Origin of the sequence: Pseudomonas fluorescens (genome assembly GCF_000968015.1) — a bacterium.
Taxonomy (GTDB): Bacteria; Pseudomonadota; Gammaproteobacteria; order Pseudomonadales; family Pseudomonadaceae; genus Aquipseudomonas; species Aquipseudomonas fluorescens_W.
The window spans coordinates 1-24133 of record NZ_LACH01000034.1 but is presented as its reverse complement, the minus strand read 5'-3'; the positions used below and the strand labels follow the sequence as shown (position 1 = coordinate 24133).

Annotated in this window: 22 protein-coding genes; 8 read left to right on the top strand and 14 right to left on the bottom strand. The window is 59.6% G+C overall.

Annotated elements, in window-relative coordinates:
* Position 1 precedes the first annotated feature (1 nt).
* Both VD17_RS16075 and VD17_RS16070 read left to right on the top strand, forming a co-directional pair.
* Positions 2–640 (top strand): LysE family translocator, encoded by a 639-nt coding sequence (locus VD17_RS16075; protein ID WP_046054636.1) that lies wholly within the window; start codon positions 2–4, stop codon positions 638–640.
* 2 nt (positions 641–642) lie between these two features.
* A complete protein-coding gene (locus tag VD17_RS16070; RefSeq protein ID WP_046054635.1) occupies positions 643–1140 on the top strand; it encodes a GNAT family N-acetyltransferase in 498 nt (165 codons plus the stop codon).
* Positions 1141–1319: 179 nt separating this feature from the next.
* Here the strand turns inward: VD17_RS16070 and metR are convergent, their stop codons facing one another.
* Positions 1320–2237 carry a transcriptional regulator MetR gene (metR, locus tag VD17_RS16065; protein WP_008155262.1) on the bottom strand — a complete coding sequence of 306 codons (918 nt, stop codon included), beginning with the start codon at positions 2235–2237 and terminating at the stop codon, positions 1320–1322.
* A 107-nt stretch (positions 2238–2344) separates the two neighbouring features.
* On the opposite strand from metR, the gene metE reads away from it, so the two are divergent.
* The 3 genes from metE to VD17_RS16050 all read left to right on the top strand — a co-directional run bounded on the left by metE (position 2345) and on the right by VD17_RS16050 (position 6860).
* Entirely contained in the window at positions 2345–4657 is a 2313-nt protein-coding gene (metE, locus tag VD17_RS16060; RefSeq protein ID WP_046054634.1) for a 5-methyltetrahydropteroyltriglutamate--homocysteine S-methyltransferase, read from the top strand.
* Positions 4658–4903: 246 nt separating this feature from the next.
* Complete coding sequence (locus VD17_RS16055) at positions 4904–5938, top strand: alpha/beta fold hydrolase (RefSeq protein WP_046054633.1); 1035 nt, start codon at positions 4904–4906, stop codon at positions 5936–5938.
* Between the two features lie 253 nt (positions 5939–6191).
* On the top strand, positions 6192–6860 hold the full coding sequence (locus VD17_RS16050; RefSeq protein ID WP_046054632.1) for a DsbA family oxidoreductase: 669 nt from the start codon (positions 6192–6194) through the stop codon (positions 6858–6860).
* 212 nt (positions 6861–7072) lie between these two features.
* On the opposite strand, the gene VD17_RS16045 is transcribed toward VD17_RS16050, so the two are convergent.
* From VD17_RS16045 to VD17_RS16005, 9 genes are all read right to left on the bottom strand, one after another.
* Positions 7073–7402, bottom strand: a complete 330-nt coding sequence (locus tag VD17_RS16045; RefSeq protein ID WP_185753161.1) for a GlpM family protein — start codon at positions 7400–7402, stop codon at positions 7073–7075.
* Between the two features lie 8 nt (positions 7403–7410).
* Positions 7411–8739, bottom strand: a complete 1329-nt coding sequence (locus VD17_RS16040; RefSeq protein ID WP_008155247.1) for a sigma-54-dependent transcriptional regulator — start codon at positions 8737–8739, stop codon at positions 7411–7413.
* A complete protein-coding gene (locus VD17_RS16035; RefSeq protein WP_046054630.1) occupies positions 8736–10637 on the bottom strand; it encodes a sensor histidine kinase in 1902 nt (633 codons plus the stop codon). Before VD17_RS16035 ends, VD17_RS16040 begins: the two co-directional genes overlap by 4 nt.
* 179 nt (positions 10638–10816) lie before the next feature.
* Complete coding sequence (locus tag VD17_RS16030; protein ID WP_033057456.1) at positions 10817–11551, bottom strand: amino acid ABC transporter ATP-binding protein; 735 nt, start codon at positions 11549–11551, stop codon at positions 10817–10819.
* On the bottom strand, positions 11548–12219 hold the full coding sequence (locus VD17_RS16025) for an amino acid ABC transporter permease (protein WP_033057457.1): 672 nt from the start codon (positions 12217–12219) through the stop codon (positions 11548–11550). Before VD17_RS16025 ends, VD17_RS16030 begins: the two co-directional genes overlap by 4 nt.
* Positions 12219–12965: an amino acid ABC transporter permease gene (locus tag VD17_RS16020; RefSeq protein WP_008156468.1), complete on the bottom strand. Its 747-nt coding sequence runs from the start codon at positions 12963–12965 to the stop codon at positions 12219–12221. The genes VD17_RS16025 and VD17_RS16020 overlap by 1 nt, the downstream gene beginning before the upstream one ends.
* 192 nt (positions 12966–13157) lie before the next feature.
* A complete protein-coding gene (locus tag VD17_RS16015; RefSeq protein WP_046054698.1) occupies positions 13158–14072 on the bottom strand; it encodes a glutamate/aspartate ABC transporter substrate-binding protein in 915 nt (304 codons plus the stop codon).
* 262 nt (positions 14073–14334) lie between these two features.
* Positions 14335–15165, bottom strand: coding sequence for an SDR family NAD(P)-dependent oxidoreductase (locus tag VD17_RS16010; protein WP_046054629.1), 831 nt, complete (start codon positions 15163–15165; stop codon positions 14335–14337).
* Positions 15166–15197: 32 nt separating this feature from the next.
* Positions 15198–16202 (bottom strand): zinc-dependent alcohol dehydrogenase family protein, encoded by a 1005-nt coding sequence (locus VD17_RS16005; protein WP_046054628.1) that lies wholly within the window; start codon positions 16200–16202, stop codon positions 15198–15200.
* A 94-nt stretch (positions 16203–16296) separates the two neighbouring features.
* Here VD17_RS16005 and VD17_RS16000 point away from each other — a divergent pair, with 94 nt between their 5' ends.
* Entirely contained in the window at positions 16297–17175 is an 879-nt protein-coding gene (locus tag VD17_RS16000; RefSeq protein ID WP_046054627.1) for a LysR family transcriptional regulator, read from the top strand.
* Positions 17176–17242: 67 nt separating this feature from the next.
* On the opposite strand, the gene glpD is transcribed toward VD17_RS16000, so the two are convergent.
* From glpD to VD17_RS15980, 4 genes are all read right to left on the bottom strand, one after another.
* Positions 17243–18781, bottom strand: coding sequence for a glycerol-3-phosphate dehydrogenase (gene glpD, locus VD17_RS15995; protein WP_046054626.1), 1539 nt, complete (start codon positions 18779–18781; stop codon positions 17243–17245).
* Between the two features lie 296 nt (positions 18782–19077).
* Complete coding sequence (locus VD17_RS15990; RefSeq protein WP_007916700.1) at positions 19078–19833, bottom strand: DeoR/GlpR family transcriptional regulator; 756 nt, start codon at positions 19831–19833, stop codon at positions 19078–19080.
* A gap of 85 nt (positions 19834–19918) precedes the next feature.
* A complete protein-coding gene (glpK, locus tag VD17_RS15985; protein ID WP_046054625.1) occupies positions 19919–21424 on the bottom strand; it encodes a glycerol kinase GlpK in 1506 nt (501 codons plus the stop codon).
* A gap of 75 nt (positions 21425–21499) precedes the next feature.
* Positions 21500–22351, bottom strand: a complete 852-nt coding sequence (locus VD17_RS15980) for an MIP/aquaporin family protein (protein WP_046054624.1) — start codon at positions 22349–22351, stop codon at positions 21500–21502.
* A 370-nt stretch (positions 22352–22721) separates the two neighbouring features.
* On the opposite strand from VD17_RS15980, the gene ybaK reads away from it, so the two are divergent.
* Positions 22722–23192, top strand: coding sequence for a Cys-tRNA(Pro) deacylase (gene ybaK / locus VD17_RS15975; RefSeq protein ID WP_007971306.1), 471 nt, complete (start codon positions 22722–22724; stop codon positions 23190–23192).
* A gap of 106 nt (positions 23193–23298) precedes the next feature.
* Positions 23299–24081, top strand: coding sequence for a PhzF family phenazine biosynthesis protein (locus VD17_RS15970; RefSeq protein ID WP_046054623.1), 783 nt, complete (start codon positions 23299–23301; stop codon positions 24079–24081).
* The last annotated feature ends 52 nt before the right edge of the window (positions 24082–24133 follow it).

Sequence of the window (24133 nt, the reverse complement as noted above, 5' to 3'; positions counted from 1 at the left end):
CATGATCCCGCTTCAAGACTTGCTGATCTTCGCCGCTGCCGCGTTGCTGATGGTGCTGACGCCGGGGCCGAACATGATTTACCTGATCTCCCGTTCGATCTGCCAGGGGCGCAAGGCCGGTGTGACGTCGTTGCTCGGTGTGGTCGCGGGGTTTTTCGTGCACCTGTTCGCGGCCGCTGCCGGTTTGACCGCGGTGTTTCTGGCGGTGCCGATGGCCTACGAAGTGCTGAAGTGGGCCGGCGCGCTGTACCTGATGTGGTTGGCTTGGCAAGCCGTCAAACCGGGTGCGCGTTCACCGTTCGAGGCGCAGCAGTTGCCGCCGGACTCGTCGCGCAAACTGATCACCATGGGCTTTCTGACCAGCGCCCTGAACCCGAAGATCGCCGTGTTTTATTTGTCGGTGTTTCCGCAGTTCATTACGCCTGAGCATGGCTCGGTGTTCATGCAAAGCATCACCCTGGGTCTGACCCAGATCAGCGTCAGTTTCAGCGTCAATCTGCTGATTGCGCTGTTCGCCGCGGGCATCGCCTCCTGGTTCGTCAACAACCCGTCCTGGCTGGCGGTGCAGCGCTATTTCATGGGGTTCGTGCTGTCGGCGCTGGCGGTGCGACTGATGCTGGAACAACGACGGATGGCTTGAACATGTGGATTGAACGGCTTGATGCCAGTCATGCTCTGGATTATCGGGCACTGATGCTCGAAGCCTACGACCTGCATCCCCAGGCGTTTACCTCCAGCGTGCGCGAACGCGCCGTGATGCCGTTGAGTTGGTGGGAATCACGCCTGACCAGCAAGCTGGACGTGGTGTTCGGCGCGTTCGAAGGCGGTGAGTTGGCGGGCATCGTCGGTCTGGCCTTCGAGCCTCGGGAAAAGGCCCGGCACAAGGCGACATTGTTTGGCATGTACGTGTCGGGCAAGGTCCGGCAGCGCGGGGTCGGTTATCACCTGGTGCAGGCTGCCTTGGCTGAAGCGCAGGACCATAAAGGTCTGAGGTTGATCCAGCTGACCGTCACCGCTGGCAACGACGCCGCGTTCAACCTGTACCAGCGTTGCGGCTTCATCCAGTTTGGTCTTGAACCACTGGCGGTGCGGGTGGGCGAGGACTACTTCGACAAAATCCACATGTGGCGGGAGCTCTGAATCCACCACAATTCCCTGTAGGACCCAGGTTGGTCACCAACGATGCGGCCACCGAAAACCCCTGTGGGAGCGAGCTTGCTCGCGATTGCGGTTTAGCATGCAACATTTGTATCGACTGACACACCGCTATCGCGAGCAAGCTCGCTCCCACATTTGATTGCATTCCAGTCTGCAAACGATCAGCGAACTGCGCTGACACCATCGAGGGTTGAAAAGGATGTGTCTTTAGCCGTCAGCAAGAAATCGCGCATGTACGGCGCATCCAGCATGTCGGCGCGAATCCCGGCGTACAGCGTCGCAAACAAACCTTTCTCACCCAGCCGCTTGGCCTTCACATAACCCCGTGAGCTGTATTCATGCAGCGCCCAATGGGGCATGCCACACACGCCGCGACCGCTGGCCACCAATTGCATCATCATCACCGTCAGTTCCGACGTGCGGACCTGCGCCGGTTCGATATCGGCCGGTTCCAGGAAACGGGTGAAGATGTCCAGCCGATCACGCTCCACCGGGTAGGTGATCAGCGTTTCCGTGAGCAAATCTTCCGGGACGATGTAGGCCTTGCTCGCCAAACGGTGCTGGTTGGCCACCGCAAGCATCGCTTCGTAGGTGAACAACGGCACGTAAGTGATCCCGGCCAGTTCCAGCGGGTCGGAGGTCACCACCAAATCCAGATCCCCACGGGCCAGCGCAGGCAGCGGGGCGAAGGAGAACCCTGAGGCCAGGTCCAGTTCGACTTCCGGCCAGGCATCGCGGAACTGGTCGATGGTCGGCATCAGCCACTGAAAGCAACTGTGACACTCGATCGCCATGTGCAGACGCCCGGCAGTGCCACCGGCCAGCCGCGCGATATCGCGCTCGGCGCCACGCAGCAATGGCAAGGTCGCGTCAGCCAGTTGCAGCAGGCGCAAACCGGCGCTGGTGAAACGCACCGGTTTGGTCTTGCGCACGAACAGCGGCATGCCCATGCGCTCCTCCAGTTCCTTGAACTGGTGGGACAGGGCCGACTGCGTCAGGTGCAGGCGGTCGGCCGCATCTACCAGGCTGTCGGCTTCGCGCAAGGCGTGCAGGGTCTTCAGGTGACGGATTTCAAGCACCGGGGGCTCCATGAGGAAAACTTGTGATCAACACGAAAAGGTTGAGTTTGTCTCATGTTGGGTTGGCTGTCGACAATAGCGCCATCTTTTACAGGGAGAAATTCACCATGGCTCTGGCCCATACACTTGGTTTTCCGCGCATCGGCGCTGACCGCGAACTGAAAAAAGCCCTCGAATCCTACTGGAAGGGCGATCTGGATCAGGACGCGCTGAAAAGCGTCGGCCGCCAATTGCGCGCCACCCACTGGCAATTGCAGAAAGACGCCGGCATCGACCTGCTGCCCGTGGGCGACTTCGCCTGGTACGACCAGGTCCTGACCCATTCCTTGACCTTCGGTGTGATCCCCCAGCGTTTCGACAGCGCCAAGGACTCGCGCGGCCTGCCGACCCTCGACACCCTGTTCGCCATGGCCCGCGGCGCCACGACTGCCTGCTGCGGCAGCGAACACAGCAAAGCGCAATATGCCCAGGAACTGACCAAGTGGTTCGACACCAACTACCACTACCTGGTCCCGGAATTCACCGCTGACCAACAGTTCAAGCTGAGCTGGGAACAGTTGTTCGACGAAGTCGACGAGGCGAAGGCCCTTGGCCACAACGTCAAACCGGTGATCATCGGTCCACTGACTTACCTGTGGCTGGGCAAAGCCAAAGGCAACGACTTCGACAAGCTCGACCTGCTGGAACGCCTGCTGCCGATCTACGGCGAAATCCTCGGTCGCCTCGCCGCTCAAGGCGTGGAGTGGGTGCAGATCGACGAACCGATCCTGACCCTCGACCTGCCACAGGCCTGGAAAAACGCTTTCGAGCGCGCTTATCACATCCTTCAATACTCGCCGCTGAAAAAACTGGTGGCGACCTACTTCAGTGGTCTGGAAGACAACCTCGGCCTGGCGGTCAGCCTGCCGGTGCAAGGCTTGCACATCGACGCCGTGCGCGCCCCGGACCAACTAGGCCAGGTGCTGGACCGTCTGCCGACCTACAAGATTCTCTCGGTGGGCCTGGTCAACGGTCGCAACGTCTGGCGCTGCGAACTGGAGCAAGTGCTCGCGCAACTGCAACCGGCCCAGGAACGTTTTGGCGATAACCTGTGGGTCAGCAGTTCCTGCTCGCTGCTGCACAGCCCGGTGGATCTGGAGCGCGAAGACAAACTCGACCCTGAACTGAAAAGCTGGCTGGCCTTCGCCGTACAAAAGTGCGGCGAAATCGCCGTGCTGCGCGATGCCCTGAACGACCCGCAATCATCCAAGGTGCAAGCCGCCCTCGCCGAAAGCCGTGCGATTCAGGCCAGTCGCGCCGAGTCACCGCGTATCCACAAAGCCGAGGTGCAGGCGCGCATCAATGCCATCAGTGACAAGGACAGCCAACGTCATTCGCCGTTTGCCAAACGCATCGAGCAGCAGCGTGCGCGGTTGAAACTGCCGGCATTCCCGACCACCACCATCGGCTCGTTCCCGCAGACCGGTTCGATCCGTCTGGCACGCCAGGCCTTCAAGCAAGGCAAGCTGTCGGCCAACGATTACACCGACGCCATGCACAGCGAAATCCGCCATGCCGTGAAAGTCCAGGAACGCCTGGGCCTGGACGTGCTGGTACACGGTGAAGCCGAACGCAACGACATGGTCGAGTACTTCGCCGAGCAACTGGACGGCTATCTGTTCACCCGTTTCGGTTGGGTTCAGAGCTACGGTTCGCGCTGCGTGAAACCGGCAATCATCTACGGCGACCTGAGCCGTCCGGCCGCCATGACCGTCGACTGGATCACTTATGCCCAGAGCCTGACCGACAAGGTCATGAAAGGCATGCTCACCGGTCCCGTGACCATGCTGATGTGGTCGTTCCCGCGCGAAGACGTTTCGCGCAAAATCCAGGCGCAGCAGTTGGCCCTAGCCCTGCGTGACGAAGTGCTGGACCTGGAAACCGCCGGCATCAAGATCGTGCAGATCGACGAAGCCGCGTTCCGTGAAGGTTTGCCGCTGCGCCGGGCACAATGGCAGGAATACCTCGACTGGGCGGTGGAAGCTTTCCGCTTGAGCGCCTCCGGTGTGCGGGATGAAACCCAGATCCACACCCACATGTGCTACAGCGAATTCAACGACGTGATTCAGTCCATCGCGGCGATGGACGCCGATGTGATCACCATCGAAACCTCGCGTTCGGACATGGAATTGCTGGAGGCTTTCGAAGCCTTCGACTACCCGAACGACATCGGTCCGGGCGTCTACGACATCCACTCGCCACGGGTGCCGGACACGGCCGAGATGGTCAAGTTGATGAGCAAAGCGGTGAAGCGTATTCCAGCGGAGCGGTTGTGGGTGAACCCGGATTGCGGGTTGAAGACCCGGGCGTGGCCGGAGACTGAGGCGGCGTTGGTCAACATGGTGGCGGCGGCGCGGCAGTTGCGGAGTCAGTTGGCTTAACGGGTGTAGCGTCTGTCCAGACGCCATCGCGAGCAAGCTCGCTCCCACATTGGATTTATGTCGATCACAGATTTTGTGTACGGCATCAATCCTGTGGGAGCGAGCTTGCTCGCGATAAACGATAACGCGGTCTTGAATACGACCGTTCAGCACTCTTCATCAAACTGTCACGTAACTGTGGCAGCGCGCTTGAACAAACTTCATCAGACTCGCGCTCTACTGGAGTTCTGCGTTTCGGTGTTTTTCATGCGTGTACGATTTTTTTCCACAGCGGTTTTCCTGGCCGCGCTGTTGTTCGGCCTGCCGTCCTTGGCGGCGTCTCGTTGCGATATCAATGTTCCGACCGAGCGGGTCGATCTGGCACAGGTGAGCCTGGCTTACCAGAGCATCGGCCGTGCGTCGGACCCTGCGTTGTTGCTGGTGATGGGCCTTGGCGGGCAGTTGATTCACTGGCCGGACGAGGTGGTGGTCGCGCTGTGTCAGCAAGGGTTTCGGGTGATTCGTTATGACAATCGCGATGTCGGGCTCTCGACTTGGCGGCAAGCGCCCGTCGACGCCAACCTGACGTTCGAAGTGCTGCGCTACAAACTCGGTTTGCCGGTGTCGGCGCCGTACACCCTGACCGATATGGCAGACGATGCTTTTGGCTTGATGGATGCGTTGCACGTCGAGCAATTCCACGTGCTGGGCGCGAGTATGGGCGGGATGATCGCCCAGCATATGGCGGCCATGGAGCCACAACGGGTCGAGAGCCTGACGCTGATCATGACCAGTTCCGGGGCCGAAGGATTGCCGGCGCCGAGTGCGGCGCTGGTGCAACTGTTGTCGCGCCGTGGGGCACCCAATCGCGAAGTAGCGCTGGAGCAGCAAGCCGATTTGCTGGCGGCGCTGGGCAGTCCGACGGTGAGCGATGATCGGCAAGCGCTACTGCATCAGGCGGCGCTGTCCTATGACCGGGCGTTCAACCCCGAGGGCGTGAAGCGCCAGATCATGGCGATCCTCGCCGAGCGCAGTCGTGTGGCGCTGCTCAATCAACTGCGCGTACCGACGCTGGTGGTTCACGGCACTGCTGATCCGTTGCTGCCGGTCATGCACGGTGTACACCTGGCGGCGCATATCCGCGGCAGTCAGTTGAAGCTGATTCCGGGGTTGGCGCATCGATTCCAGGAGGCGTTCAAGGCGCCATTGCTGGCGGCGGTGTTGCCGTACTTGCAGGCCCACCGCGAAGACACCTCGCATTGGGCGCAGATTGATCCGGTGGCTGAACACAACCTCCTGTAGCCCACCCCTTCAAGTCTAAACATACAAGCGGGCTTGTGTGGCGAGGGGATTTATCCCCGTTGGGTCGCGAAGCGGCCCTGAACCTGTGATTACGGTGTTTCAGAAAAACCGTATTCACCGGGTTTGCGACTGCTTCGCAGCCGAACGGGGATAAATCCCCTCGCCACACAGGGGTAGTGGAACGGCTGCCACCTCGGCCTCGTCGGGTGTATCGTTCGAGCTTTCCGGCGCGTTCCAGTCTGCGAGGTGTGTGATGAGTGCCCCACTGAAAATCGATTTCGTCAGCGACGTGTCCTGCCCCTGGTGCGTCGTCGGCCTTTACGGCCTGACCCGGGCCCTGGATTTGCTGGGCGACGAGGTGCAGGCCGAGATCCGTTTCCAGCCGTTCGAACTGAACCCGAAGATGGGGCCTGAAGGGCAGAACATCACCGAACACATCACCGAGAAGTACGGCTCGACGCCCGAGCAATCCCAGAAGAATCGCGAGATGATCCGCGCGCGTGGCGCCGAGGTCGGGTTTGCGTTTCGCACGGACGGCAACAGTCGCATCTACAACACCTTCGATGCCCACCGCTTGCTGTTCTGGGCGGGACTGGAGGGGTTGCAGTTCAATCTGAAAGAGGCGCTGTTCACGTTGTATTTCACCGAGGGCGGCAATCCGTCCGACCATGGGCAATTGGCGCAGATCGCCGAAAGCGTTGGCCTGGATCGGCAGCGGGCCGAGGCGATACTGGCGTCGGATGAATTCGCCAAAGACGTTCGTGAGGAAGAGCAGTTGTGGCTGTCGCGAGGCGTCAGTTCGGTGCCGACCGTTGTTTTCAACGGGCAGTACGCCGTCACTGGCGGGCAGCCAGTGGAGACGTTTGTCGGGGCGATTCGCCAGATCATGAGTGAAGCGAAGGGCGGGACGGTTAACGGGTGAGGTTCTGTGGCAATTCTTTAGATCGACCCCTCACCCTAACCCTCTCCCCAGGGGGCGAGGGGACTGACCGATGCGCCTAGTTGAAATTTTGCGACGTGAAAGATCTGAGTCGAACTCAGGCTTAGAAGCACATGAAGATCTGCTCCCTTTCCCCCTCTCCCCCGTGGGGAGAGGGCTGGGGTGAGGGGTGGTTCTAAAACCGATCACATCAGTCAGCCGTGAAGACGAACCCAAACCGAAACCAGCACCGTAGCCGCCATCAACCAAGCCACCGCCGCCACAGCGAGCGAAGCCTCCAGCCGCATCCGGTCCACCACCACATACAACGTCGCCAGGTAGATGAAGTAAGGAATGATCGACCACATCCCAAACACGATGGTGGTCTTCAAATCCTCCAGCGAACGGCCCTTGCCGACGATGTAATGCGCAATCAGCGCAAAGGTCGGAAACAGCGGCACCAATCCGGCGATGTAATAGTTTTTGGTCTTGGCCAGCGCGGCGAGAATCAGCACCACGGCCGCGCCCAGGGTTGCTTTGAGAATCAGGTCCATCAGTGGCTCAGCCCGTACTTCTTCACTTTGTCGAACAGCGTGGTCTTGGCCATCCCTAGTTCCAGACTGGCCTGGGTCAGGTTGCCGCCACTGCGCTGCAGGGCGTCGCTCAGCAGGTTGCGTTCAAACGCTTCTACCGCTTCGGCGAAGGCCAGGCCCTGATTGCTGCCGCTGGCGCCGGACTTCTTGAAGGCCGGCAGACCGAGGGCAAAACGCTCGGCGACGTTGCGCAATTCGCGCACGTTGCCCGGCCAGTCGTGGCTCATCAGGTTCGACAGGGTCTGGTTGTCCAGGTCCGGCACGGCACGGTCGAAACGCAGGGACGACTGCTGTAGGAAGTGCTCGAACAATTGCAGGATGTCTTCGCGTCGTTCGCGCAGCGGCGGTAATTCAAGAGTCACCACGTTCAAGCGGTAATACAGGTCGCTGCGAAACTCGCCAGCCTTGCTCGACTCATCCAGATCGGACTTGGTCGCCGCGATCACCCGGCAATCCACCGCCACGCTCTGGTTCGAGCCCAGGCGTTCCAGAGTGCGTTCCTGCAACACCCGCAACAGTTTGATCTGCAGCGGCAACGGCATGCTTTCCACTTCGTCGAGGAACAACGTGCCGCCGTCGGCGTGTTCGATCTTGCCGATCCGCCGTTTGCCGGCGCCCGTGAAGGCGTTGGCTTCATGGCCGAAGATTTCGCTTTCGAACAGGTTTTCCGGCAGACCACCGCAGTTCAACGCGACGAACTGCTTGGTGTGCCGCCGACTGAAGTCGTGCAGGCAACGCGCAACCAGCTCTTTACCGGTGCCGGTCTCGCCTTCGATCAGCACGTTGGCCGAGGTATCGGCGACGTTGGCGATCAATTCCCGCAGGTTCTGCATGGCGGGCGAGCGGCCGATGATCCGGCCTTCGAGGGAATCGCGTTCCGCCAGTTGCCGACGCAACGAAGAGACTTCCCGCGCGAGGCTGCGTTGCTCCAGCGCACGGCGCGCCACATCGACCAGACGTTCGGGGGAGAAAGGTTTCTCCATGAAGTCATAGGCGCCTTTCTGCATCGCACCGACAGCCATGGAGATGTCGCCGTGGCCGGTGATCAGCACCACCGGCAAGCTGCGGTCGCGGGCCTTGAGGCGGGTCAGCAATTCCAGACCGTCGATGCCCGGCAGGCGGATGTCGCTGATGACGATGCCGGCGAAGTTGTCGCCGACCCGCTCCAGCGCTTCTTCGGCGCTACCGACGCCGACGCAGGGAATGTCTTCCAGGGTCAGCGCCTGTTGGCAGCCGAGCAGCACATGGGGGTCGTCTTCGACGATCAGCACACTAAGGTCGTTGTTCATATTGGCTCGGCGTGAGTGGGGCTTACCAACGGTAAACTGAGGACGAAGGTGGTACCACCGCTGGCCGGGTGCTCGACACCCAGATGCCCGCCGGTGGCGGCGGCCAGGCTGGCGGAAAGGGTCAGGCCGAGGCCCAGGCCCTGTTCGCCGGGTTTGGTGGTGAAGAACGGTTCGAATAGATGTTTGCGTGCTTCGGCATCGATGCCATGGCCGTTATCGCGTACACGAAGGCGATATTTGCCATCGAACTCTTCGCCTTCGAGCCACAGTTCTGGCAGCGGCTGTGCTTGCATGGCGTCGAGGGCGTTGCCGATCAGGTTGACCAGAATCTGCTCCAGACGGGTCTGGTCGATCTGCACCTGCAGATCGGCGAAGTCTCGGTGCAGTTGCAGATGCGCGCTTTCCACGCGGCCACCGAGCAGCTGCAAGGCTGCATCCACCGCTTTGCCGAGGCTGGCCTGACCTTTGTCGTCTCCGCGGCGAGCGAACGAACGCAGGCTGGCGGTGATCCGGCCCATGCGGTCGATCAGTTCGTTGATGGTCTTGAGGTTGGTGCTGGCAACGTCCAGCTGACCGCGCTCCAGAAAGCGCACGGTGTTGCCGGACAAGGTTCGCAGCGCCGCCAGTGGCTGGTTCAATTCGTGGGCGATGCTGGTGGACATCTGGCCGATGGCCGCGAGTTTACCGGCCTGCACCAGTTCATCCTGGGCGCGGCGTAGCGTCTCTTCGGCCAGACGCCGTTCGCGGATCTGGCCCTTGAGCCGTTCGTTGCTGGCGCGCAGGTCGGTGGTGCGTTCGGTAATCCGACGCTCCAGTTGATTGTTGGCTTCCTGCAAGGCTTCCCGGGCGGCCAGGCGCGTGGCAATGACCTTGCGCCGCTCGTTCCAGGCGATCAGCAGGAACGCCACCAGGGCAAACGCCACTGCCACCAGAATCCCCTGATTGATCGCTTCGCGACGCAAATCCTGCAACGGTGTCAGCAGGGTGAAATTCCACGGGGTATCGCTCAGCGGACGGGTTTGCGACAGGTAGCTGATGTCTTCCTCATCGGATTCCACTTCGCTGTTGGCGGGGAAGGTGAGTTTTTCCTCGCCTTCGGCCAGTTTTTCCCGGGCCAGCGGTTGCAGTTCGTTTAGCGGGAACCAGTAGTACTGAAGGCTGCGAGCGAGTTTTTCCTTGGTTTCGTCGCTCAGCGGCACAACCGATTTCAGGCGCCGTGCCGGATCGCTGGAAAGAATGATGATGCCGTTTTCATCGCTGACGAACGCTTCCAGCCGCGCGCGCTGCCAGCGTTCTTCCATGGCTTCGAGGCGAACCTTGACCACCGCGACGCCGATGATCTTGCCCTGTTCTTCCAGGCCATGAGCCAGGTAATAACCGGGCTCGCCGTTGGTGCTGCCGATGCCGTAGAAACGCCCCGGCTGACCGCGAACGGCATTCTGGAAATAGGCGCGGAAGGACAGGTCTTCGCCCAGGTAACTGTCGACATCGCGCCAGTTACTGGTGGCCATGACGCGGCCGGTGGTGTCCATCACATAGATAGCCCGACTGCGGCTGCGCCGGTTCAGGCCTTCGAGGTATTCATTGACCGTCTGCCGGTGTTCCGGCGACGGGTCGGCCAACAGCTTCGAAACGCTGGATTCGAGTTCCAGCAGGCTGGGCAGGTAGGTGTACTTGCTGATCTCGCTCTCGACGGCGCGGGCGTGCAGTTCCAGCTGACGCTGGCCGTTCTCGCTGAGGCTGCGGATCCCGTAGTGTTCACTGACCCAGAAGCCGAGGTAACCCAATCCGATCATCAGGGCGATGACCAGCGGCGGCAGGAACAGATGGCGAATCAGACGGGGTTTCACGGCGAGTGATGGCGGCGCGGCGCGATAGAGAGTGGGGTCGCATTTCATCACAGATGCCTTGGGTCAACCACAACACTTACTTAGAGCACCATCACCGGCCCCTGTGGGAGCGAGCTTGCTCGCGATGAGGCCATTCCAGTCAACATTGATGTTGAATGTCGGTCCGCTATCGCGAGCAAGCTCGCTCCCACAAGGGATTTGTGTGACTCCGAGCAAGCGTACGGTGCTTAGTGCTGCAGAATCTTGGCGAGGAAATGCTGCGTCCGCTCGGCGCGGGCATTGATGTCGCCGAAGAATTCCTCTTTCTTGCAGTCTTCGATGATCCTGCCCTGGTCCATGAAGATCACCCGGTCCGCCACTTTACGGGCGAAGCCCATTTCGTGGGTCACGCACATCATGGTCATGCCTTCGTGAGCCAGTTGCACCATCACGTCGAGCACTTCGTTGACCATTTCAGGGTCCAGCGCCGAAGTCGGTTCGTCGAACAGCATGACGATCGGGTCCATCGCCAGCGCACGGGCAATCGCCACACGCTGTTGCTGACCACCGGAGAGCTGGCCCGGATGCTTATGCGCATGGGCAGACAGCCCGACGCGCTCAAGCAGTTGCAGGCCTTTCTTGGTGGCTTCTTCCTTGCTGCGGCCCAACACCTTGATCTGCGCAATGGTCAGGTTTTCGGTGATGGTCAGGTGCGGGAACAGTTCGAAATGCTGGAACACCATGCCAACGCGCGAACGCAGTTTCGGCAGGTCGGTCTTCGGGTCGGCGATGGACGTGCCATCGACCACCACGTCGCCTTTCTGGAACGGTTCCAGGGCGTTGACGCATTTGATCAGGGTGGATTTGCCGGAACCGGACGGCCCGCACACCACAATCACTTCGCCTTTTTTGACCTCGGTGCTGCAGTCAGTCAGTACCTGGAAGTCGCCATACCACTTGTTGACATTCTTGATAGAGATCATACGGCAAACCTTTTTTGCAGACGCTTGACCAGCAGCGAGGCGGCAAAGCTGATTGTGAAGTACGTGAGACCTGCAAAGATCAGGAACTCGTTGGAGCGACCGATGATGTCGCCACTGGCACGCGAGGCATTGAGGAAGTCCACCAGACCGACCGCGTAGACCAGCGAGGTGTCCTGAAACAGGATGATGCTCTGTTGCAGCAGCAGCGGGGTCATCTTGCGGAACGCTTGCGGCAGGATGATCAACCGCATCATCTGGCTATACGTCATGCCCAGGGCTTGGGCTGCACCCATCTGGCCCTTGGAAATCGACTGCACGCCGGCCCGGACGATTTCGCAGAAGTACGCCGCTTCAAACATCATGAACGCCACGATGCACGAGGCAAACGCGCCGATCGGGGTGTCTTCGCCGGTGATCCAGCGCAGTACGAACGGCACCGCCAGGTAGAACCAGGTGATGACCAGCAGCAATGGAATCGAGCGGAAGTAGTTAACGTAGGCGCCAGCAATGTTCGACAGCAGTTTGCTGTGGGACAGGCGCATCAGCGCCAGGATCGTACCGAGGATGATCCCGCCGGACACGCCCAGTGCCATCAGTTGCAGGGTCATGACCATGCCGTTCCACAAACCCGGCAGGGACGGGACGATGCCCGAGAAGTCGAATTCCATCATTTACCCCCTACGGAGATCAGGCCCGGTACGGCCACTTTCTTCTCGACCATGCGCATCAGCAGCATCAGGCCCATGTTCAGCGTGAAGTAGATCAGCGTTGCAAGGGTGAAGGCTTCGAACAGGTTGGCGGAAAACTCGGCGGTCTGTTTGGTCTGCGCGAGCAACTCCATCAGGCCGATCAGCGACGCGACGGAAGAGTTCTTGAACACGTTCAGGAATTCTGAGGTGAGCGGCGGAATGATGATCCGGTAAGCCTGGGGCAGCAGCACGTTCCAGTAGATTTGCGGCAGCTTGAAGCCCATGGCGCGAGCGGCGGATTCCTGGCCGCGAGGCAGCGCCTGGATACCGGTGCGCACTTGTTCGCAAACACGAGCGGCGGTGAACAAGCCCAGGCAGACGACGACGCTGAGGTAAGCCGAGGTGGTCGGATTGAGATCCTGCTTGTACCACTCTTGCAGGTCTGGAGGCAGCAGGTCGGGTACCAGGAAGTACCAGATGAACAGCTGAACCAGCAGCGGCACGTTACGGAAGAGTTCGACGTAACAGGTCGCGATGCCCGATACGATGCGGTTCGGCACGGTGCGCATGACACCCAGAATCGAGCCCAGCAGCAGGGCAATGATCCAGGCCACGACGGCGATGGCGATGGTCCAGCCCAAACCGGCGACGTACCAGTCGAGATACGTCTCGCTGCCCACGCCGGTGGACTTGAAGAACACGCCCCAGTCCCAGTTGTAATTCATTAGGGTCTCCCCTCAGATCGTTCGATGTACAAGTGCCCGCCTGGGGAAGCTCCGTTCCCGCCTGATCTTGAGAATCAGGCACACACGAGCGGCTCGACAACCACCGGTTCGAGTGTTTCCAGAAATGCCAGCAGGGAATGACTATCCCCCGAAAGGGCAGTGGCCCTCTCAGGAGATAAGGTTAGTCAGAAATCAGGATTTCTTTTCGTCAGCCGCTTTATCGGTCGGATTGGCGATCAGGGCCTTGAGCTCGTCGCTCATCGGGAAGTTCAGGTTCAGGCCTTTTGGCGGGATTGGCGCCATGAACCATTTTTCGTAGATCTTGTTGATCTCGCCGGACTTGTAGGTTGCAACGATGGCGTCATCCACGACTTTCTTGAACGGCTCGTCGCCCTTGCGGACCATGCAGCCGTAGATTTCGTAGGACTGTGGAGTGCCGGTTACGGCCCAGTCATCCGCCTTCTTGGCTTTGGCCGCTTCACCGGCCAGCAGCGCGTCGTCCATCATGAACGCGACGGCACGGCCCGATTCCAGCATCTGGAAGGATTCGCCGTGGTCTTTGGCGGAGATGACGTTCATGCCCATTTGTTTGTCGGCGTTCATCGACTTGAGGATGCGCTCGGACGTGGTGCCGGCGGTGGTCACGACGTTCTTGCCTTTGAGGTCGTCGAAATCCTTGTACGCGGAGCCTTTCTTGGACAGCAGGCGGGTACCGATTTCGAAGATGCCGACGGAGAAGTCAACTTGCTGCTGACGCTCGACGTTGTTGGTGGTGGAGCCGCACTCGACGTCCACGGTGCCGTTCTGCACCAGCGGGATACGGGTTTGCGAGGTGACCAGGTTGTATTTGACCTGAAGGTTCGGCAGGTCGAGGTCTTTCTTGATGGCTTCGACGATTTTCAGCTGGATATCGTGGGAGTAGCCCATCGGTTTGCCGGAAGCATCAGCGATGTAGGAAAACGGAATGGAAGCGTCACGATGTCCGAGGGTGATAACGCCGGACTCTTTGATCTTCTTCAGGGTACCGGTGAGCTCGGCGGCGAAAACTGGAGTGCTGATCAGAGCGGCAGCAATGGCTGCGCCCAGGAGATGGGGAACGATGCGCATCAAATTTTCCTCGACATTGTTTTTATATGGAGCCAGTTCATCGGCCCTTTTTGTGCTTTGAATGCTTGCCGGCTCCTGAAGGGTTGGCTCAGCGGACATTCGTCCAAGAGTGTAGAGCATGACTCGTGCCAGGCCAGGCCAAACAGGTCAACATATTGATTTATAAGGGGATTAAATATTTATGGCGAGGTTTTTGATGCTGGAGAATCCGGTTAACCGAATCGACCGACAGGTCGCGTTCGGAAAACCGAATACTGACTTGTCAGCCGTGCTCGACGACAAACTGATTGAACCAGGGACGTAGCCCTCCGAGGGTGAATCCACCGTCGACTAACAGACTTTGCCCCGTCACAAATCGTGCATCCTCGCTCAATAGCCAGGTCACGACATCGGCTACGTCTTCGGGTTGGCCTACGCGCTGCAGGGGCGTGTGCTTGATGAACGGTAACGCCAACCGTTCGTTGGCCAGGACATCACTGGCCATCGGCGTTGCGATCAGGCCCGGGCATACGTTATTGACCCGGATCTGTTGCGGCCCCACTTCCTGCGCGACCGTGCGCATCATTGCATCCAGCGCGGCTTTGCCGGCGGCGTAGGCAGCCAGTCCCGGCATCGAGCCATGCGCGGTCCAGGACGACGTATTGACGATCGATCCGGCAATCTTGTGTTTGAGCATTGCTGCGATTTCATACTTCAGGCAGGCGAACACGCCGCGAAAGTTGGTGGCGATCAACGCGTCGAATTCCTCGAAACCCAGGTCCTGGAGCGGCTTGAACGGCCCCAGTACACCGGCGTTGTTCCAGGCCATGTGCAGGCCACCGAATGTCTGCAGCGTTGTGTCGATCAGTGCTTCGACCTGCTCGGGGTCGGACACGTCGGTGACCACTGCCAATGCCCTGCCTCCGCCTTCGCTGATCTGCCGGGCAACGGCCTCCAGTTCGGCGCTGCGGCGCCCGGCGATCACCACATTGGCTCCCTCAAGCCCGAGGCGCAGGGCGGCGGCCTTGCCCATGCCGGTTCCGCCGCCGGTGATCAGGACGGTGCGGTCGATAAAACGCTGTTCAGTGTTATTGGACGCGTGGGTAGTCGTCATATTGGCTCTCTCGGCGAACATCTAAAAAGGTTTCAGTGCGTAATCGCAATCTTGCCGAAATGCCGGCCACCACTGGCGAGGTGCGCATAGGCCCGGCTGACCTCGTCAAGGGAGTGGATGCTATCGATCACTGGCAGGAGGCGATTAGCCTCGATCGCTCGAACGGCTTCGCTCAGGTCAGCGACCGAGCCGGTGTTGTTACCGACCACTTTTAGCGCTTTGATAATGATCGGCAGCAAGTCCAGTGCGGGCTTCGTGCCGCTTAAAAAGCCGACAGTGAACACCGTTCCCCCGTAAGCAGCGGCATCCAGTGCGCGGCCGATGGTTGCCTCTCCGACGGTATCGACCACCAGGTCTGCGCCGCGGCCATCGGTGAGTTCCAACACCTGTTGGTCCCACTCGGGGAAAGCCCGGTAATTGATCAGGTAGTCCGCGCCCAGCTGACGTGCCCGCTCCAGTTTCTCGTCGTCGGAAGACGTCAGGATCACCGTCGCTCCCGCGGCCTTGGCAAACTGCAAGGCAAAAATACTCACCCCGCCGGTTCCCAGTATCACCACGGTAGAACCGGGACGAATCTGCGCGGCGCGCTGTGCGTTCCATGCCGTGGTGGCGGCAATCGGCAGGGCCGCGCCCTGGGCAAAACTCAAGTGTTCCGGTAGGCGCACCAGACTGCTGGCGGGGACCACGACGTACTCGGCCAGCGAGCCCGGGAGGTTCACCCCGCGCATGCCGGCTACGTTGGCGGCGCTGATCGGGCCCGCTTGCCAGCGCGGCATAAAGTGCGGAATGACCCGCTCGCCCGGCGCAAAGCCTGGCGTGTCAGGGCCTGACTGGACGACTTCGCCGGCACCATCAGCGACCGGGATCATTGGAAACGCAGGGCCTTGAAACTGCCCTGTGGCGATCGCTACATCGACGTAGTTCAAGGTGGCTGCGCGCAACCTCACCAACACCTCACCCGGACCTGGGACCGGATCGGGCAGAACGGTGGCGCGAAAAGACTCAAGCGTGGGTGCAAACAGTTCGATGGCTTTCATGGTTGACCTCCTGTGTCGAAGGTTTTGAGTCTATTCAGAAATAAATAGAGATAAACTGGCCAAAAATTTATGCGGTAACAACCAGGACTGTGCAATGGATACGCTGGAAAGCATGCAAGCCTTCGTCGCCATCGTCGAAAAAGGCAGCCTGATTGCGGCGGCAAAAGTCTGCAACATCTCCGCGACCATGGTGGGCAACCACTTGAGGGCCCTGGAAAAACGCCTGGGCGCGCGGTTGATCAACCGGACCACCCGTAGCGTGCACCTGACCGGATTCGGCGAGGAATACTTCCCGAAGTGTCAGCAGATACTGAGGTTGATCGCCGAAAGCGATGTCCTCGCTCAGGATCAGTTGCTGGTGCCGGCCGGGAAATTGCGCATCAGTGCCCCCGTTTCGTTCGGGACCCAGGCGCTGGTGCCGGCATTGTCTGAATACCTGGCCCTTTATCCCGAGGTGCGGGTTCAGCTCACCCTGGCTGATCGCGTCGTCGATCTAGTGGAGGAGGGCTTTGAGGCGGCAATACGCATCGGCACATTGCCCGATTCGGGCCTGATCGCGCGGCCTCTGGCGCCTTACCGAATGATGATTTGTGCATCGCCCGACTACCTGCTGCGTCGCGGGACGCCACAGGAGCCGGAAGAACTTGGGCAGCATGAATGTCTGTCCTTCAGCCAGTCGGCGTTGACTGATTGGCGTCTGAAAAGTCGCGAGAGGACTGTCCGGGTGGCAGTCGACGGGCATTTGCAGATCAACAACGGTCAGGCCCTGCGGATTGCCGCACTGCATGGGGTCGGGATTGTCATGCAGCCTGCCGTACTGCTCGAAGCTGATGTCAGGGAAGGGCGGCTGGTGCAGCTGTTCGCCGACTATGAGTTGACCAGCCGCGCCATGCACCTGGTTTATCTGCCTGACCGATACCGCTCCTCCACGCTGAGCAGTTTCGTCAATTTCATGCTGGAGCGGTTTGCCTGACCTTCTCTTTAAACAAAAAGCCCCTGAATCTCACGATTCAGGGGCTTTCGTTTAACCGGATTTTCGATCAGGCCGCTTCGATCTTGCTGCGGTTCTGTTCGACCTTGTTCAGGTAATCCTTGAGCTTTTCCTGTTCCTGCGGGGTGGTGAACAGCCCCAGCTTGCTGCGGCGCCACAGAATGTCGTGCGCGGTGGTCGCCCACTCTTCGCTGCACAGGTAATCGACTTCGCGGGTGTAGAGTCCGCCGCCGATGTGTTCGCCCATATCGCCGAGATTCTGCACACCTTCGAGCATGCGCCAGGTCCGGCTGCCGTAGGTGGTGGACCAGCGGCGGGCGATTTCGGTCGGCACCCAGTCGAACTTGTCACGGATCAAGGCGCACAAGGCTTGCGGGGTGGTCATGTCTTCGCCGCCCGGCAGGGTAGCGCTGGCGGTCCAGCTCGGCTTGATGTCTTTGAAGTACGGAGCCAGTTGCGCCAGTGCCGACTCGGCCAGTTTGCGGTAGGTGGTCAGCTTGCCGCCGAACACCGACAACAGCGGCGCTTCTTCGCCAGTGCCCGACAGTGCCAGGGTGTAGTCGCGAGTAACGGCCGACGGGTTGTCGGATTCGTCGTTGCACAGTGGGCGAACACCGGAATAGCTGTGCAGGATATCGTCGCGGCTGATGCGTTTCTTGAAATGGGAGTTGACCACTTTCAACAAGTAATCGGTTTCGCCTTCGGTGATTGCAACGGCAGCCGGATCGCCGGTGTACTCGCGGTCGGTGGTGCCGATCAGGGTGAAGTGGTTCAGGTACGGAATGGTGAAGACGATGCGTTGATCTTCGTTTTGCAGAATATGCGCGTGTTCGCCTTCGTACAGTTTCGGAACGATCAGGTGGCTGCCCTGAATCAGGCGGATGCCGTACGGCGATTCCATCTTCAAGTCGTCACGAATGAACTTGGCGACCCAAGGGCCAGCGGCGTTTACCAGTGCCTTGGCGCGGATCGAGAACAGACTGCCATCGGCGCGTTCCAGATGCAGGTGCCACATTCCCTTGGTGCGACGGGCGCTGACGCAACGGGTCTGGGTGTGAACGTGGGCGCTTTTTTCGCGGGCTGCCATGGCGTTCAGTACCACCAGACGAGCATCGTCGACCCAGCAATCGGAGTATTCGAAGCCTTTGGTGATTTCGCTTTTCAGCGGGCTGTCCGGGCCGAACTTCAGGCTTTTCGAGCCTTCGAGTTTTTCCCGCTTGCCGAGGTGGTCATAAAGGAACAGACCGGCGCGGATCATCCACGCTGGACGCAGGTGCGGGCGGTGCGGCAGCACGAAGCGCATCTGCTTGACGATGTGCGGGGCCTTGGCCAGCAGCACTTCGCGTTCGGCCAGGGCTTCGCGCACCAGGCGGAATTCGTAATGTTCAAGGTAGCGCAGGCCGCCGTGGATCAGCTTGCTACTGGCTGACGAGGTGTGGCTGGCCAGGTCGTCTTTTTCACAAAGAAACACCGAAAGACCGCGACCGGCGGCATCCGCTGCGATCCCCACGCCATTGATCCCGCCACCGATGACGGCGATATCGTAGATCTCAGCGAGAGGGGGCGTAGGCAAGGTAGAAGTGGGCATTGGCTAGCCTCGGGCTTTTATGATTTTCGGTATTGGAATTCGAACATTAATGTTCATTTGCGAAAATGGTAGCCCATAAAGTCGCCCACAGCCAGTTAACTTCGATTGAAAATACTGATCGAAGGGCCGCTAAAGGAAAATTTTCGAACATTTAGATGCGCACGAGGACGCAAAAGAGGAGGTGTATGAGAGTTCGCCATCGCGAGCAAGCTCGCTCCCACAGGGGTTGCGCTGAACCTGTGGGAGCGAGCTTGCTCGCGATGGCGTCGGTACAGTCGAAGAAGATGTGAGGGGAGTTAAACCACTTCCAGCCGAATCTTGTGCTGACTCAACAACTGCGCCAACGCCGGCACAGGTTGCTGATCAGTCACCAGGCAATCAATCAAGCTGATCGGCCCCAGACGAATCATGGCGTTGCGCCCGAATTTGCTGGAGTCAGCCGCGAGGATGACCTGCCGGGCATTGGCGATGATCGCCTGGGACACCCGAACTTCCTGATAGTCGAAGTCCAGCAGACTGCCGTCTTCATCGATACCGCTGATGCCGACCAAGGCGAAATCAACCTTGAACTGGTTAATGAAGTCGACACTGGCCTGACCGACCACGCCACCGTCGCGCCGCACGTTGCCACCGGTCAGCAGAACATCGAAGTCGTCCTTGGCGCTGAGCATCGAAGCCACATGCAGGTTGTTGGTGATGATCTTCAGGTGATTGTGATTGAGCAACGCCCGGGCGATGGATTCGGTGGTGGTACCGATATTGATGAACAGCGAGGCGTGATCGGGGATTTGAGCCGCAATGGCTTCACCGATACGCTGTTTTTCATCACGCATCTGATCGGCACGCATGGCGTAGGCGGTGTTTTCGACACTGGAGTCGTAGGCTGCGCCGCCATGGTAGCGACGCAACAAATTAGCTTCCGCGAGCTGATTGATATCGCGGCGGATGGTTTGCGGTGTAACGACGAACAGCGTAGCCATTTCCTCGATGCTGACATAGCCGCGTTCGCGGACCAGTTCGAGGATTTGCTGCTGACGGGGAGGCAGATTCATGGGGCTTCCTTTGGGCTGCCGTGCAAAATTTGCCCATGATGCCGCAGGAATCTGCTCCCTACCAGTTACGAGTACTCAGCTTGGCTTATTCAGCGCCTTCATGCGGTTCCCAGTCGCGGGTGCGGCTGACGGCTTTTTTCCAGCCAGCGTAGAGTTTTTCCTTCGCAGTTTCGTCCAGGGTCGGTTCGAATTCGCGCTCGATCACAGCCTTGCCGCGCAACTCATCCAGGCTGCCCCAGAAGCCACACGCCAGACCGGCCAGGTACGCCGCACCGAGTGCGGTGGTTTCGCGCATTTGCGGACGCTCAACCTGAGTGCCGAGGATGTCGGCCTGGAATTGCATCAGGAAGTTGTTCGCAACTGCGCCGCCGTCCACACGCAGGGATTTCAAGCGTTCGCCGGAATCCTGTTGCATGGCGTCCAGAACGTCGCGGGTCTGGTAGGCAATCGACTCCAGGGCTGCACGAATGATGTGATCCACGCGTACGCCGCGAGTCAGGCCGAACAATGCACCGCGGGCATACGGGTCCCAGTACGGAGCGCCCAGGCCGGTAAAGGCGGGCACCAGGTACACGCCGTTGCTGTCCTTGACCTTGTTGGCGAAGTATTCGGTGTCGTGGGCGTCGTTGATGATCTTCAGTTCGTCACGCAGCCACTGAACAGTCGAACCGCCGTTGAACACCGCACCTTCCAGCGCGTAAGCCACTTCGCCGCGCGGGCCGCAAGCGATGGTGGTCAACATGCCGTGCTTGGACTTCACGGCTTTGTCGCCGGTGTTCATCAGCAGGAAGCAGCCGGTGCCGTAGGTGTTTTTCGCCTGACCTGGCTCGACGCACATCTGGCCGAACAGGGCCGCTTGCTGGTCACCCGCGATACCGCCGATGGCGATGCCGCTTTTGGTGTGGCCATAAATTTCGGACGAGGATTTAACTTCCGGCAGCATCTCGCGCGGAATATCCAGCACCTCCAGCATCTTCGCGTCCCACTCCAGTGTGTGGATGTTGAAGAGCATGGTGCGCGAGGCGTTGGTGTAGTCGGTGACGTGCACTTTGCCGCCGGTAAATTTCCAGATCAGCCAGCTGTCGACGGTGCCGAACAGCAGTTCGCCTTTGCGCGCACGTTCGCGGCTGCCTTCGACGTTGTCGAGGATCCACTTGAGCTTGGTGCCAGAGAAGTACGGGTCGGTGACCAGGCCGGTGGTTTCGCTGATGTATTGCTCGTGACCGTCGCGCTTGAGCTGCTGGCAGATCTCGGTGCTGCGGCGGCACTGCCAGACGATCGCGTTGTAGATCGGGCGGCCGGTGGTCTTGTCCCAGACCACGGTGGTTTCGCGCTGGTTGGTGATGCCGATGGCGGCAACCTGGTCGTGATGCAGGCCGGCTTGAGCCAGGGCCTCGACCATCACGGCGCTTTGGGTCGCGAAGATTTCCATCGGGTCGTGTTCGACCCAACCGGCTTGCGGGTAATGCTGTGCGAATTCGCGCTGGGCGGTGCAGACCACGTTCGCGTCGCGGTCGAAAATGATCGCGCGGGAGCTGGTCGTACCCTGATCGAGGGCAATGATGTAGTTCTTATTCTGAGTGTCGGTCATGTCGATTGCCTTGGACGAAAAAAGGGAGTGAGGTCCGGCGCGTGATCTGATGGGCAGGATCACACGCCAACGGTATCAAGAAGTTCTTGGTTTGCCGTCAATGGCCGGTGCTGCGTCCTGTGTAGCAGTCAGGGCGCTGGGCAGATGACGGGCAATCAGCCCGCGATAAGCTGCAGCACCAAGGCAGGCACCGACAATCGGTGCAAAAATCGGAATCAGGAAATACGGGATATCGCGCCCGCCGGTGAAGGAAATTTCACCCCAGCCAGCGAAGAAAGTCATCAGTTTAGGACCGAAGTCGCGCGCCGGGTTCATCGCAAAACCGGTCAGCGGCCCCATCGAACTGCCAATCACCGCAATCAGCAGGCCGATCAGCAGCGGAGCGAGCGGCCCCTTTGGCAAGCCATTGTTGTCGTCGGTCAGGGACATGATCACGCCCATCAGGATGGCAGTGATGATCACTTCAACCAGGAAGGCTTGTGCCGTGGTCAACGCCGGGTTGGGGAAGGTGGAAAACACCGAGGCCAATTCGAGGCTGGCCTGAGTACCACGAACCAAATGGTGAGTTTGTTCGTAATCGAAGAATAAATTGCTGTACAGCGTGTAAACCAACAACGCTCCACAGAAAGCGCCAGCGATCTGGGCGAGAATATAGAACGGCAGTTTGCGCTTTTCGAAGTCAGCAAAAATGCTCAGGGCAATACTGACGGCGGGATTGAGATGAGCCCCGGAAACGCCGGCGGTCAGGTAGATCGCCATGCTCACGCCGACCCCCCAGATGATGCTGATCTCCCAAAGACCGAAGCTGGCACCCGCGACCTTGAGCGCGGCAACACAACCTGTACCAAAAAAGATCAGCAGCGCAGTGCCCAGGAATTCGGCCATGCATTGGCTTGAGAGCGACGGTTGTTGTAGAGCAGTTGTCATTGAAAACCTCGTTTTTGTTGTTGTCTGACGCTTTTTCCTTAGGGATAAAGCGCGATTTTCACCGAGGCGGGATCCCCATCCTGCTCTCGGCCTACTGCTGGGTGCTGCGATAGGAACATTCGTACAGTATTCAGATTCGAAAAAATATAGACAAGAAACGCTGCTGTCAAAGGTCGAAAGTGAACCGTCAGTCACAATCGAACTATTAGTCACATGAATGACCGCATCGTTCACGCTTCAAGCTGAAGGTGGACGAACGGCATAAGGCGCCGCCAAGCCTTTGAAATAGCGCCGCAATAGAGCCATTTGTCGATCAATGTCCTAGAATCCAGCACAGTATTTTTCTTCTGCCGCCAAGCCTGGAGCTGTCATGACCCCCGCATTGGATTTGTTGAAAAAAGTTCGTGCCGAACATCGCGTGCACAGTTACGAACATGATCCGAAGGCAGCGTCCTACGGGCTGGAGGCTGCGGAGAAGCTGGGGCTGGATCCGGCGCAGGTGTTCAAGACCTTGCTGGCGGCGAGCGAGAAAGGTGAATTGTTGGTGGCCGTGGTGCCGGTCGTCGGAAGTCTGGACTTGAAAGGCCTGGCTCATGCTGCGGGCGTGAAAAAAGTTGAAATGGCCGATCCTGCCGCTGCGCAACGATCCACCGGTTACCTGTTGGGCGGGATCAGCCCGCTGGGACAGAAAAAGCGCTTGCGCACCTTTATCGATAATTCGGCTCAGCCCTTCGCCAGCATTTTTGTCAGCGCGGGGCGACGTGGGCTGGAAGTCGAATTGGCACCCGCGGTGCTGGCCGAACATACCCAGGCGAAGTTCGCCGATATCGGCCGTGCCTGACGAAGGCTTCCGGCCCGGCGCTGTATGGTGCAAATTCACGGGCTCTGTTACTGGTGCCGGATTGTCGGCAGCTTCATGCTCCGTGGCCTGACAAAGGGAGAAGGTTATGCAGCTTGAGTTTCATCAGGTCGATGCGTTCAGTGATCGGCCGTTCAGTGGCAACCCGGCGATGGTCTATCGCCTCGATGCCTGGCTTGCCGATGAGCTGATGCAGAAGATCGCCGCCGAGCACAACCTCGCCGAAACCGCCTTCGTGGTGCGCGAAGGGCAGGGCTGGCGCATCCGCTGGTTTACCCCGACCACCGAAGTGCCGTTGTGCGGTCATGCAACCCTGGCCAGCGCTTACGTTCTGTTTGAAATCTATAAAGAGCCGGTCGAGCGGCTGGACTTTATCTGCAAGTCCGGCCCGCTAAGCGTGAGTCGTGAGGGTGAGCGCTTGTGGCTGGATTTCCCGGCGCTCATGCCGTCGGAAGTGGGCGTGACCCTGGATGTCGAGCGTGCGCTGGGTGTGGAAGCGGTTGATGTGCTGGGGGCGAACGAGTTATTCGTGGTGCTGGAATCCGAGCAGGCGGTGCTCGAATGTCAGCCGGACATGGCGGCACTGGCGAAACTGCCGTGGCCGGGGGCAATTGTCACGGCCAGGGGCAGCCAGCATGATTTTGTTTCCCGCTACTTCGCACCGGCGATCGGCATCAACGAAGACCCGGTGACCGGTTCCACCCATTGCAGCCTGATTCCGTACTGGTCGAAACGTTTGGGCAAGTCGAGCCTGACGGCTTGTCAGCGTTCGGCTCGAGGCGGGGAGTTGTTCTGTCGGCTGGAAGGGGATCGGGTGAAAATTGGCGGGAATGCGACGCTCGTTGCAAGCGGAACGCTAATGCTCGGTTGACCGAACACCCAATGTGGGAGCGAGCTTGCTCCGGGCGGCGTTCCGACGATAG